Origin of the sequence: Malikia sp., from assembly GCF_028687635.1 — a bacterium.
Lineage (GTDB): Bacteria > Pseudomonadota > Gammaproteobacteria > Burkholderiales > Burkholderiaceae_C > Malikia.
Map to the genome: position 1 here is coordinate 79210 of NZ_JAQTZS010000002.1, position 12363 is coordinate 91572.

A 12363-nucleotide genomic window follows, 5' to 3' on the forward strand; every position below is an offset into this window, starting at 1 on the left:
GTCGCAGGAGACCTGAATGACTGAAGTCCAACAGCGGACGGATGCGGATGGCGTGGCGGATGGCGGCTCGACCGTCGAGTCGTTGACGCGCCAGTTCGTGACGTTCATTTGCAACAACGAGGTCTTTGCCGTCGACATGGCGCCGGTGCAGGAGATCATCCGGGTGCCCGAGACCGTGCGCGTGCCGATGGCCCCCAGCGCCCTCGATGGCCTGGCCAACCTGCGCGGCAAGGTCTTGCCGATCGTCTCGCTCGCGCGCACCTTCGGCTTCGAGGAGCGCGCCCATGACGACGCCACCCGCGCCGTCGTGATCGACCTGGGGCAGCCGCTGGGCTTCGTGGTCGACCGCGTCGCCAGCGTGGTCAACGTCGAGTCGCACCAGATGTCCGATGTCGACGCCATTTCCGCCACCGTCAACAGCCGGCTGCTCAAGGGCCTGCTCAAGGACGTCGGCGGCCATCCGATGACCATGGTGCTCGACTTCGAGAAGGTGATCGCGAGCGAGTTCGCCGAAATCGCCGCGCTGGCCGGTGGCGGCTCCAACCGCCTCGGCGCCCATCAGGCCGACACCTTGCCGCGCCAGCGCGGCGACCTGGAGGACAGCAGCGACGAGCTGCAGCTGGTGAGCTTTGCCGTCGCGGGCCAGGAATACGCGATCGCGATCGAGAACGTGCAGGAAATCGTGCAGATGCCCGACAACATCGTGCGTGTGCCGGGCTCGCAGGCCCATGTGGTGGGCGTCATGACCCTGCGTCAGCGCCTGCTGCCGCTGGTCTCGCTGCGCCGCATGTTCGGGCTGCCCGAGCAGGTCAACCAGGAAAGCGGCCGCATCGTCGTCGTGTCCCTGGGCGGGGTCTCGGTCGGCGTCGTCATGGATACCGTCAACGAGGTCTTGCGCGTCAACAAGAGCGTGGTCGACCCGATGCCGGCCCTGCTCGCGCGCGAGGACGACATGTCCGACATCAGCCAGATCTGCCGCATCGACGGCGGCAAGCGGCTGGTCTCGATCATCTCGGCCGACAACATGTTCCGCCGCCGCGCGGTCAAGGAAGCCATCAAAGCGGTCGAGGACCAGACGAGCGAGGAAAACGGTTTGGACAAGCAGCAAGACACCGACGACGAAGAGCAGATGGTCGTCTTCCGTCTGGACCAGGGGGAGTTTGGCGTGCCGATCGACAGCGTGCAGGAAATCGTGCGCGTGCCCGAGGTGCTCACGCATGTGCCGCGCGCGCCGGCCTTTGTCGAGGGCGTGATCAATCTGCGGGGCTCGGTGCTGCCGGTGATCGACCAGCGCGTGCGCCTGGGCTTGCCGGCCCAGGAGCGCAATGACCGCCAGCGCATCATGGTGTTCCTGTTCGACGGCGTGCGCACGGGCTTCATCGTCGATTCGGTGACCGAGGTGCTCAAGATCCACCGCTCGGCCATCAGCGCCGCGCCGCGCCTGTCGGGCGAGCAGGCCCGCCTGATCGGTCGCGTGGCCAACCTGGAAAAGCAGAAACGCCTGATCCAGCTGCTCGATCCCTCCCGTCTGCTCGACGGGCAGGATGTCGAGGGACTGAGCGACTTGCTCGGCTGAATCCGATGGAGGTGTGCGCGACATGATCAAGCTGCTGATCGTCGATGATTCGGCGCTGATGCGCCGGCTGTTGGTGAGCCTGTTCAGCGCCGAGAAGGACTTCGAGATCCGGCTCGCGCGCAACGGCAAGGAGGCGGTGGCGGAAAACCACGACTTCCAGCCCGATGTCGTCACGCTTGACATCAACATGCCCGAGATGGATGGCCTGACCGCGCTGTCGCTGCTGATGGTGGAGCGGCCGGTGCCGGTCGTCATGGTGTCGTCGCTGACCAACGAGGGCGCGCTGGTGACCTTCGAGGCGCTCAATCTGGGCGCGGTCGATTATGTCTGCAAGCCGGGTGGCTCGATCTCGCTCTCGGTCGAGGAGGTCAAGGAGGAGCTGGTGCGCAAGGTCCGCGCCGCGGCCAGGGCCAGGCTGCGCGATCCGTCGCGCCAGTCCAAGGTGGTCGGGCTGGCGCAAAAGCTGCGCACCGACCGCGCCCTGCTGCTGGCCAAGTCCAAGGCGACCAGCGCGCCGCGTCGGCGCGGCATGCCAGCCGAGGAGGGCCTGGTCATCATCGGCGTCTCGACCGGCGGCCCCAGCACGCTGGAGGAAATCCTGCCCTTGTTGCCGGCCGACTATCCCTGGCCGGTGCTGGTGGCCCAGCATATGCCGGGCAGCTTCACCAAGCCGTTCGCCGAGCGCATGAACAAGCTCTGCCAGCTCGAAGTGATCGAGGTGACGGCGCCCACGCCGATGACGCCAGGCCGGGTCTACATCGCCAAGGGCGCGGCCGACATGGTCGTCGCGCCTCGCGCCGGCCAGCTGACGCTCGTGCCCAAGCCCGAGAGTCCGGATCACCTCTGGCATCCCTCGGTCGAGCTGCTGGCGCGCTCCGTGCTGGAGCATTGCGACCCGCGCCAGGTCGTTGGCGTCATGCTGACCGGCATGGGCTATGACGGCGCCGAGACCTACGCCGAGCTCAAGAAGCAGGGTGCGCGCACGATTGCCGAGTCGGAGGATTCGGCCATCGTGTTCGGCATGCCGGCCGAGCTGATACGCCGCGGTGGTGCCTCCCTGGTGTTGCCGGCGGACCAAATTGCCACTCAGCTCATCGCATGGGCCGAGTCCTGATATTCAACCCGAGTCATCCATGGCACTGATCAAGAAAACCGACCTGGCGCCGCCTGCGCAGGAGCAGGAAGTAGGCGCCGCCCAGCGTGACTTCGAGGGCCTGCTGGAACTGCTCCAGCAGGCAGACCCGGCCCAGCGTCGCTGGGCGGTGCAGGATCTGGCGGCCTATTCGCAAGCCAGCCCGGTGCTGGTGGCGCAGGTCGAGCGCGAGGCCGACCTGAGCGTGCGCGAGGTGATCTTCTCCAGCCTGATCCGTCTTGGCGACGAGACGGCCGTCGCCGGCCTGGTGTCCTGCCTCAAGAGCGAGGACGCCGGTCTGCGCAACGAGGCCATCGATGCGCTCAAGCAGTTGCCGCGCGAGATCGAGCCGCTGCTGTCGACCCTGCTGCACGACCCCGATCCCGATGTGCGGATCTTCACCGTCAACGTGCTGGAGTCGCTGCGCCATCCGCTGGTCGAGCAGTGGCTGATCGAGGTGATCCGGGCCGATCCCCATGTCAACGTCTGCGCCACAGCGGTCGACTTGCTGGGCGAGGTGGGCGTCAAGGAGGCCATTCCCGCGCTGCAGGAACTCAAGCAGCGTTTTTCCAGCGAACCGTATATCCAGTTTGCTGCCGATGTCGCGCTCAAACGAATCAACGAAGCCTGAAATGGCTTATCCCAATGGCCGACATCAGTATCAGCGGTGAAGAGTTCCTGAAGTTCCGGGAATTCTTCTACCGCAAGACCGGGATTCATTTCGATGAATCCAAGCGTTATTTCGTCGACAAGCGCCTGGTCGAGCGTTGTCAGGCAACCAGCTCGACCAGTTTTCGCAGCTACTTCAGTCTGCTGCGCTTCGAGGTGTCGGGCCAGGAGTTGCAGACCCTGACCAACTCGATGACGGTCAACGAGACCTATTTCTTTCGCGAGGAATACCAGCTCCAGTGCCTGGTCAACTCCATCCTGCCCGAAATCGTCGCCAGGAAACGGGCGATGGGGGACAATTCGACGATCCGGATCTGGTCGATTCCGTCCTCCTCGGGGGAGGAGCCGTATTCGATCGCGATGTACCTGCTCGAATACTGGCTCGGCATCTCGCAGTGGGATGTCGAGATCATCTCGTCCGACATCGACACCAATATCCTGAACAAGGCCCGCATCGGCCGCTACGGCAGCCGTTCGGTCCAGCACCTGCCCAAGGCCTTGCTGCAGAAATACTTCCAGGCGGTTGGCGACGAGTACCAGATGGAGGATGACTTGCGCTCGACCGTCGAGTTCACGCGCGTGAACCTCAGCGACATGGCGGACACGCGCTTCTACCGCAATTTCGATGTGGTGTTCTGCCGCAACCTGCTGATCTATTTCGATGACATCTCGCGCCGCAAGGCCGCCGAGGTGTTTTTCGACGCGCTCAAGCCGGAGGGCTTCATCTGCCTGGGTCATTCCGAGTCGATGAGCCGTATCTCTTCCCTGTTTCGGGTGCGCAAGTTTGCCGAAGCGCTGGTCTACCAAAAACCCTAGGATACCCGATGAAGCATATCCTCATTGTCGACGATGCAGCCACCGTTCGCATGTTCCACCGGCAGATCCTGGAGTCGGCGGGCTACCAGGTCAGCGAAGCCATCAACGGCATCGAAGCGCTCGAGAAGGCCCTGACCCAGCACTACGACCTGTTCGTGGTCGACGTCAACATGCCCAAGATGGATGGCTACAGCTTCCTGCGCGAACTGCGCCTGCAGGACATCGAGCAGGCACCGGCGCTGATGGTGTCGACCGAGGCGGCCAATGGCGACATGTTGCTGGCGTTCGAGGCCGGCGCCAACATGTACATGACCAAGCCGATCAAGCCGGTCGAATTCCTTGAGCATATTCGCCTGTGCCTGGGGGAAGACGTCTCGTGAACGCGTTGCTCGAACAATTCATCGCCGAGGCCCGCGAGTTCCTGCAGGCCATCAGCGTCAGCCTGATGGCTCTGGAGGAGGCACCGGACGATGTGGACCGGATGACGGAGCTGTTCCGTCAGGTGCATACGCTCAAGGGCAACAGTGGCTTGTTCGAGTTCCCGGCCATGACCCGGGTGCTGCATGCGGCCGAGGACCTGATGGATGTGGTCCGTCATGGCCAGTTGCCGTTCAGCCTCCAGCTCACCGATGTCCTGCTCGATTCGATGGATTTCGTCGCGCAGCTGCTCGATGAGGTCGAACGCAACGAGCGCATCGATGCCAGCCGCGATCACGAAGCCGTCACCCTGGCGGCCTCGCTGCGCGCCATGCTGCCCGCCGAGGCGCAGGCGGTGGCCGAGAGCGCGGTCGCCGCGACTGTCGCGGTCGAGGCCGCCGAGGCGTCGCCGCTGGCCTTCCTGAGGGCCATCGTGCCGGCGCTGCAGGCGCAGCTGTTGACGGTGTCCGAAAGCCTGCGCATGGAGCTGTTCGCGGCCGCACAGGCTGGCGGCGAGCTGACCTGGGTGCAGTACGAGCCCGAGCCGGAATGCTTCTTCAAGGGCGAGGACCCGTTCTTCCTGGCGCTGCAGACCCCCGGTTTCTCGGTGGCTGGCGTCCATGTCCGCTCGCCCTGGCCGGCGCTGGCCGAGCTCGACGCCTACCGCTGCGAGCTGCGGTTTGGCGGTATCAGCCAGGCCAGCCGGGCCGAGCTCGACGAGCATTTCCGCTACGTCCCCGAGCAGGTCAGGCTGCTGCCGCTGCCGGCCCTGCTGATGGTGCTGCCCTCGGGTGACGAGAACGGCGGCCCCGTCTACGAGGATTTCGTGGTCGAGGCGCTGGCCTTGCTCGATCGTGGCGATCTGGCCGGCCTGCGGCGTGCCGCCAGGAGCCTGCTCGAATTCTCCTCGCCGACGCTGTGGCTGTCGTCGGCGCTGCGCTGGCTGCTGCGCCTGCTGGAGGTCGTGCCGCAGCAGTCGCAGGCCTTGCGCGCGCTGATCCAGTGCGTGCAGACGCTGAACGCGCCCGATTGGCTGCAATACCTTGACGCGGCCCCGCCGGCCGCCGTGGCGGTCTTGCCGGTCGAGCCTGCTGTTGAGCCCGCCGAGCCTGCAGTTGAGCTGGTCCAGGCCGCTGCCCCATCCGCCTGCGAGCCGGTCCCGGCCCTGGCCGAACCCGCCCAGGCTGAGCCAGTCGCGCCGGTAGCACCGGTCGCGCCCGCAGCCGTGCCGGTGCTCGGCGAGGTGCGCCTCAAGGCGCTGGGCTCCCTGCTGCAAGCCCAGGGCCAGGTCCTGACGCTGCCGGTCGATGTCCGCTTCATCGGACGCATGCGCGCCGTCATGTCGACCCTGTCGGGTTGTGCCAGGACCCTGGGCCTGCCCGAGCGGCTGTCCACGCTCCAGGCCGCGCTCGAGCAGGCTTGTGCACAGCAGAGTCCGGCGCCGATGCAGGCCTGGCTGGCGGACTTCAGCGAGCGCTTCCTGTTGCCGGCACAGGCTGCCGCCGAAGCCGCCACACAAGCGGCCATGCAAGTTCCAGCACCGGTGCCGAACGTGCCTGCGCCAGCCGAGTCCGAGTCCACGGGTCCGTCGGCCGCATCCGCTGCGGCGCTCTTCGAGCCTGCGCCTGTCGTGACAGCGGCGGTCGATGTCACGCCCGCAGCCACAGAGCCTACCGAGGCGGTCAAGCTGGCCGAGCCGGTCGCCCTCGACACGGCGCCGCGTGGCGCGCGTCGCAGCGAGGAGCACAGCGCGGCCAAGACGCTGCGGGTCGATCAGGTCAAGATCGATCGCCTGATGAACCTGATCGGCGAGATGGTGGTGGCCAAGAACGCGCTGCCCTACCTGGCCACGCGCGCCGAGAACCAGTACGGCGTGCGCGAGCTCGCGCGCGAGATCAAGGGACAGTACGGCGTGATCAACCGCATCGCCGAGGAAATGCAGGACGCCATCATGCAGGTGCGCATGATGCCGGTGTCCTTCGTGTTCCAGCGCTTCCCGCGCCTGGTGCGCGACCTCTCGAACAAGCTTGGCAAGGAAGTCGCGCTCGTGCTCGAGGGCGAGGAGACCGAGGCCGACAAGAACGTGATCGAGGCGCTGGCCGATCCGCTGATCCACATCGTGCGCAACAGTCTGGACCATGGGCTGGAACTGCCAGCGGTGCGTCGCGCCAGCGGCAAGCCCGAGAAAGGCCGCCTGCAGATCACGGCGCGCCAGGCGGCCGACCATGTCACGATCGAGATCGTCGATGACGGCAAGGGCATCGATCCGCTGACGGTCAAGACCAAGGCCTACGAGAAGGGCCTGATCGACGAGGAGCGCATGGAGCAGCTCACCGATCAGGAGGCGGTCAACCTCGTCTTCCTGCCGGGCTTCTCGACCGTGGACGCCGTCACCGACCTCTCGGGCCGGGGGGTCGGCATGGATGTGGTGCGCAGCGCCATCGACAAGGTGGGCGGCACGGTCCGGCTCAGCAGCGTGCTCGGGCAGGGCACCAGTCTGCGGCTGTCGCTGCCGCTCTCGATGGCCATCACGAACGTGATGATCATCGAGTCGGCCCGCCAGATCTTTGGCTTCCCCATGGATGCCGTGGTCGAAACGGTGCGCTTGCCGCGCTCGCGCATCAGGTATTTCAAGCAGCACGCCACCACGGTGCTGCGCGAGAAGGTGATTCCGCTGTTCTCGCTCAACACCTTGCTGGCGCTCGACACCGAGCAGCTGGCCAACGACCAGGACGAGCTGGCCCTGCTGGTGCTGCGCCTGGGGCAGGAGCAGGTCGGCCTGCTGGTCGATGCCTTCCGTGAAACCACGGATATCATCCTCAAGCCCCTGCCGGGCGTGCTCGGTGATCTGCGCGGTTATGCCGGCTCGGCCTTGCTGGGCGACGGCTCGGTGTTGATGGTGCTCGACCACAAGGAGCTGTTCTGATGAGCATGCGCTACCAAAACAAGACCATAGAACTGACCGACACCGTCGCCGTCGAAGAGGCGGAGGAACTGCTGGCGCTGCTGCAGAAACACCCGACGGCCAAGCTGGATCTGAAAGCCTGCACCCACCTGCATGCAGCCTGTCTGCAGGTGCTGATGGCGACCCGGATGGTCGTCAAGACCTGGCCCCAGGAGCCGCGACTGGCGACCTGGCTGCGTTCGGCACTCCATTGACAGAGAGAATTGAAATTGGCTAAGACTATCTTCATCGTTGACGACTCCGCCACCATGCTCATGAGCGTGAGATCCAACCTGCAGCTCCACGGCTTCGTGGTGGAGACCGCCTCCGATGGCTTGCAGGCGCTCAACAAGCTCAAGACCGGCTTCAAGCCCGACTTGATCATCACCGACATCAACATGCCCAACATGGGCGGTCTGGAGTTGATCCGGAACGCCCGTGCGCTGCCGTCGCTGCGCTTCACGCCGATCCTGGCGCTGACGACCGAAAGCCAGAAGGCGATGCGCGAGGAGGCCAAGCAACTGGGCGCCTCGGGCTGGCTGGTCAAGCCGGTGACAGGTGTCGATCTGGTCAAGGTCATCAAGCAGGTGGTGCCGGGTGCCTGATGCGCCGATCGTGACCGGGATCGTGCGCGAGGCCGAAATCCTGGTCATCACCAACCGCAAGGGCGGCACCGGCAAGACGACCACCTCGGTCAACCTGGCGGCGGAATTCGCCGCGACCGGCCAGCGCGTGTTGCTGATCGATCTGGATACGCAAAGCCACTGCGCGGTCGGCCTCGACGTCAGCGTCAGGCGCGGCGAGGCCACGGTGCATGACCTGCTGCTCGACGATACGCTGCGCCTGCGGCCGGTGATACGCCAGACCCAGTGGCCCGGACTCGACCTGGTGCCAGCCGATCCGCTGTTCGATCACGGCGCGGGCCATGCCGAGCAGACCCGCCTGGCGCGCGCGCTCAGGGAGGAGGGTCTGCTGCAAGCCTATGACCTGATCCTGATCGACACGCCGCCCTCGCTCGACATGTTGCTGATGAACGCGCTGGTGGCGGCGCGGCGCGTGCTGGTGCCCTTCGTGCCCCATGCGCTCTCGAACGAGGGCATCAAGAGCCTGGCGCGCGTGCTGTTCAAGGTGTCGGCCGGCGCCAATCCCGATTTGCGCCTGCTGGGCTTTCTGCCCCTGATGGTCGACCGCCGCATCGGCCACCACCGTGGCGTGGCCGAGGGCGTGTCCCATCAGTTCGGCGCCCAACGCATGCTGTCGGGCGTGCGCGGCGACATCAAGCTGGTCGAGGCCTTTGCCCACCGCATGCCGGTGCGCTACCACGCACCCAAGAGCCGCGGTGCCGAGGACTACGCCCAGGCGGCGCGCGAGGTTGCCGCTCTGCTGGCCTCTTGAAAACCCTCTCCTAGCTGGGTCCTTACCGGGAAAAAATCCGATTACGATGCTGAAGTCACTGATTCCGTATGCCAAGTCCGCCCTGCGGGCACCGTGGGCGCAAGCCAGCCTGCTGGGCCTGTCAGTCAGTCTGATCGTCTGGCTGCTGGCTGTTCTGGACTGGGGCATGCCGGTCGGTATCTGGGCCTTGCTGGCGGGCGCGGGCTCGGGCTGGCTGTTCTGGCGCGCCGCCCCGCCAGCCCAGCCCGCCAGCGCGGGCGCTGCCAGTCCCGCGTCGTCCGAGGTCGAGCGTCAGGTGCTGGCCGATTTCGATGCGATGGATGCGCAGATCGCCCTCAGCCTGGGCAAGATCTCGTCCATGTCGGCCGAGTCCATCACGGGCATGGTCAGTCGCGTCGACGGGCTGCGCAAGCAGTCGGCCCGACTGATCCAGTACCTGGAGCAGTCCGGCCTGCAAAGTGACCAGATGCAGGTGGTGATCCACAAGAACACCGAGATCATCGACTACATCTACAAGTTCATCCGTCAGCTCGAGCAACGCGTCAACGAGGAGCGCCGGCATTCGCAGCGCCTGCTCACCGAAGTGGAGCAGTTCGCCGAGATGACGCATGTGATCCGCTCGATTGCCCGCCAGACCGAGATCCTGGCGATCAACTCGACGATCGAGGCCGTGCGTGCCGGCGAGGCGGGGCGGGGGTTCGCCGTGCTGGCCGGCGAGGTGCGTCGTCTGTCCCTGCAATCCAACGAATCGGCGGCCCGCATCGAGCAGAACATCGGCCGCCTGATCCAGACCGTGCAGGAGGGCGTGGGCAGGGACCACGACCAGCGCATGCAGGCGGAGCGGGCGGAATCGCAGAATCTGCTGGCACTGACGCAGCAATTGAGCGACGGCTACATAGACATGCGCGATTTTTATCAGATATTGATGAAATCTATTACGGAAAATAATATCAAGCTGAATGATAATATCCAGCTGCTGCTGGATCTGGGCCAGCACCAGGATGTCTACAAGCAGATCATCGAGCGCGCGCAAATGGGCCTGCTCAAGCGCGGCGAATGTCTGGCGGACTGGCTCGGCAGTCTGGGGCGGGCGGACATGGCGAATCGCGCCCAGGCCGCCGAGCGCGTGCAGGCGCTGGTGCGCGAGTATGTGGACGGCGAAGCCAATCACGGCGGTTCCGGCGATCTGGTGGACAAGGAGACGGGCGATTCCTTGGCGCGCATAGAGTTGTTTTGATTGATAAGGGGAAATTCATATGGCCAAGATCTTGTTGGTAGAGGATGACGCGATTCAGCGCATGACGTACCGGCGCTTCCTGGAGCTGGAGGGGCACAAGGTCATCGACGTGGACGATGGCATCGCGGCGCTCAAGGTCTTTTCCGCCAATCCCGGTTTCGACGTCGTCGTGACCGATGTGCTGATGCCGGGCCTGGACGGCTCCGGCCTGATCCACGGCATGCTCAAGATCCGCCCGGACCTGCCGGTGATCGCCATCTCGGCCGGGCGCCGCGTGCTGACGCCGGAGTTCGCGCTCGAATCGGCCAACTTCGCGGGCTCGACCTTCGAGTTGACCAAGCCCTTCTCCCGCTCCGATCTCAAGATCGCCGTCGACAAGGCGATCAAACGCTGAATGGTGTTCGCGCCGTCGAGGTCATGGGCGCCTGTGCATGCATGACTGGTGTGTAATCGAATCGGTTCGATAGCGATTCGGCTTGGGCGCGGAGACCGCCCGTGAAGTCAGAATAAAAATTGGAACACCACCGATGAATCATTCGCAGGCGGCTATGCCAAGAGAACTGGTACTGCCCGATGGCGTTACCATCATGTCGATCACGGACCTCCAGGGCCGGATCACCTACGTCAACGAATCTCTGATTCGCTACAGCGGTTACACACGCGAGGAGCTGCTGGGCCAGCCGATCAGCTTCCTGCGTACTCCCGACATGCCGGAGCAGCTCTTTGCCGACCTGTGGGCGACCGTGCGCCAGGGTGAAGTCTGGAGCGGCGTGATCAAGAACCGCTGCAAGAATGGCGACCACTACTGGGCGCGCGTCAACATGACGCCCATCTACCGCAATGGCCAGTTGTACGGCTATGTGTCGGTACGCAACAAGACGGGAATCGGTTTCATCGACGCTGCCAAGCGCACCTATCCGTCCTTTGTCGCTGGACAGACCCATGGCCTGGCTTTCCACAAGGGGCGCATCCAGCAACGTGGCTGGCTGCTGGGCTGGCCGGACAGGCTGCGCAACCTGACGGTGCGTTCGCGCATCCGCCTGGCCAGCCTGTCGGCCTGGGCAGGGTTGCAGCTGAGCTGCCTGGCGGCTGGTGTTGCGCAGCCGTCCTGGCTGGTGGCGGCGGCGGCGTCCGCCCTGCTGTCGCTGCTGAGCGCGGCCTGGCTTGAGCGCCAGATCGCGCATCCGCTGCAAGTCGTGCTGCGCCAGGCGCTCAAGGTGGCGGCGGGCCATCCCGAGAGCGATGCGAACATCGGCCGCATCGACGAGATCGGCATGATCCTGCGCGCGATCAACCAGGCCGGACACAATGTGCGCTCGCTGGTGGATGATGTCGAGTATCAACTCGCCGGGCTGCGCCAGGCCGCGGGCGAGGTCGTGCAAGGCAGCCTTGAGTTGAATCAGCGCACCGAGGAGCAGGCCGCCAACGTGGAGCAGACGGCCGCCTCCATGGAGCAGTTGCAGGCCACCGTCCAGAAGAATGCCGACAGCGCGCAGGTATCGTCCAAGCTCGCGGCGGATGCCAGCACCGTGGCCAGCCAGGGCGGGATGGTGGTGGGCCAGGTGGCGACGACGATGGAGCAGCTCAGCGCGAGCAGTCGCCAGATCAGCGACATCGTCGGCGTGATCGACGGCATCGCCTTTCAGACCAACATCCTGGCGCTCAACGCCGCCGTCGAGGCCGCGCGTGCCGGCGAGCAGGGCCGTGGCTTCGCCGTCGTGGCGGCGGAGGTCAGGGCGCTGGCACAGCGCTCGGCGTCGGCGGCGCGCGAAATCAAGCAGCTGATTGGCGCCAGCGTCGCGGGCATGAACTCCGGCGCCGGCATGGCCCGGGGCGCCCAGTCCACCATGGACGACATGGTGCGTCAGGTCCACGGCGTGGCCCAGCTGGTCAGCGAGATCGGCATGGCCAGCGTGGAGCAATCCTCGGGCATCAGCCAGGTCGCCGACGCCATCGCGCAGCTCGATCGCGTGACGCAGCAGAACGCCGCCATGGTCGAGCAATCGGCGGCGATCGCCGAAAATCTGCGGCAGCGCGCCGATCGGCTCGGCGACGCGATCAATGTCTTCGCGCAAGGCGATCTGTCGGTCGCGCGGGCCTGAAACGGCTGGAATTGTTGCCACTGCGGGCATTATTTCCGTCGATGCGAAATCCGGGTTTCGCCGGGATGCCATAAT

The 12363-nt window shown here is 65.3% G+C and carries 12 protein-coding genes; all 12 read left to right on the plus strand.

The genetic code is table 11. The features are described 5' to 3' along the window. Nucleotides 1–16: 16 nt before the first annotated feature. The 12 genes from PHR85_RS01865 (at nt 17) to PHR85_RS01920 (ending at nt 12288) form a co-directional block, all read left to right on the plus strand. Entirely contained in the window at nt 17–1576 is a 1560-nt protein-coding gene (locus PHR85_RS01865) for a chemotaxis protein CheW (RefSeq protein WP_300049733.1), read from the plus strand. 22 nt (nt 1577–1598) lie between these two features. Continuing rightward, entirely contained in the window at nt 1599–2690 is a 1092-nt protein-coding gene (gene cheB / locus PHR85_RS01870) for a chemotaxis-specific protein-glutamate methyltransferase CheB (RefSeq protein ID WP_300049735.1), read from the plus strand. A gap of 19 nt (nt 2691–2709) precedes the next feature. Beyond that, entirely contained in the window at nt 2710–3339 is a 630-nt protein-coding gene (locus tag PHR85_RS01875) for a HEAT repeat domain-containing protein (RefSeq protein ID WP_300049737.1), read from the plus strand. Nucleotides 3340–3353: 14 nt separating this feature from the next. Next, a complete protein-coding gene (locus PHR85_RS01880) occupies nt 3354–4193 on the plus strand; it encodes a protein-glutamate O-methyltransferase CheR (protein ID WP_300049739.1) in 840 nt (279 codons plus the stop codon). Nucleotides 4194–4201: 8 nt separating this feature from the next. Continuing rightward, complete coding sequence (locus tag PHR85_RS01885; RefSeq protein ID WP_300049741.1) at nt 4202–4573, plus strand: response regulator; 372 nt, start codon at nt 4202–4204, stop codon at nt 4571–4573. Then, the gene (locus tag PHR85_RS01890; RefSeq protein ID WP_300049743.1) at nt 4570–7536 is read left to right on the plus strand and encodes a chemotaxis protein CheA; all 2967 of its coding nucleotides are present in this window, start codon (nt 4570–4572) and stop codon (nt 7534–7536) included. Before PHR85_RS01885 ends, PHR85_RS01890 begins: the two co-directional genes overlap by 4 nt. Then, on the plus strand, nt 7536–7769 hold the full coding sequence (locus tag PHR85_RS01895) for a hypothetical protein (RefSeq protein WP_300049745.1): 234 nt from the start codon (nt 7536–7538) through the stop codon (nt 7767–7769). The genes PHR85_RS01890 and PHR85_RS01895 overlap by 1 nt, the downstream gene beginning before the upstream one ends. 15 nt (nt 7770–7784) lie before the next feature. Beyond that, a complete protein-coding gene (locus PHR85_RS01900; protein ID WP_300049747.1) occupies nt 7785–8159 on the plus strand; it encodes a response regulator in 375 nt (124 codons plus the stop codon). Next, nucleotides 8152–8949 carry a ParA family protein gene (locus PHR85_RS01905; protein ID WP_300049750.1) on the plus strand — a complete coding sequence of 266 codons (798 nt, stop codon included), beginning with the start codon at nt 8152–8154 and terminating at the stop codon, nt 8947–8949. The genes PHR85_RS01900 and PHR85_RS01905 overlap by 8 nt, the downstream gene beginning before the upstream one ends. A 46-nt stretch (nt 8950–8995) precedes the next feature. Next, on the plus strand, nt 8996–10186 hold the full coding sequence (locus PHR85_RS01910; RefSeq protein WP_300049753.1) for a methyl-accepting chemotaxis protein: 1191 nt from the start codon (nt 8996–8998) through the stop codon (nt 10184–10186). Between the two features lie 19 nt (nt 10187–10205). Further along, nucleotides 10206–10580, plus strand: coding sequence for a response regulator (locus tag PHR85_RS01915; protein ID WP_300049755.1), 375 nt, complete (start codon nt 10206–10208; stop codon nt 10578–10580). Nucleotides 10581–10734: 154 nt separating this feature from the next. Further along, nucleotides 10735–12288 (plus strand): PAS domain-containing methyl-accepting chemotaxis protein, encoded by a 1554-nt coding sequence (locus PHR85_RS01920; RefSeq protein WP_300050062.1) that lies wholly within the window; start codon nt 10735–10737, stop codon nt 12286–12288. The last annotated feature ends 75 nt before the right edge of the window (nt 12289–12363 follow it).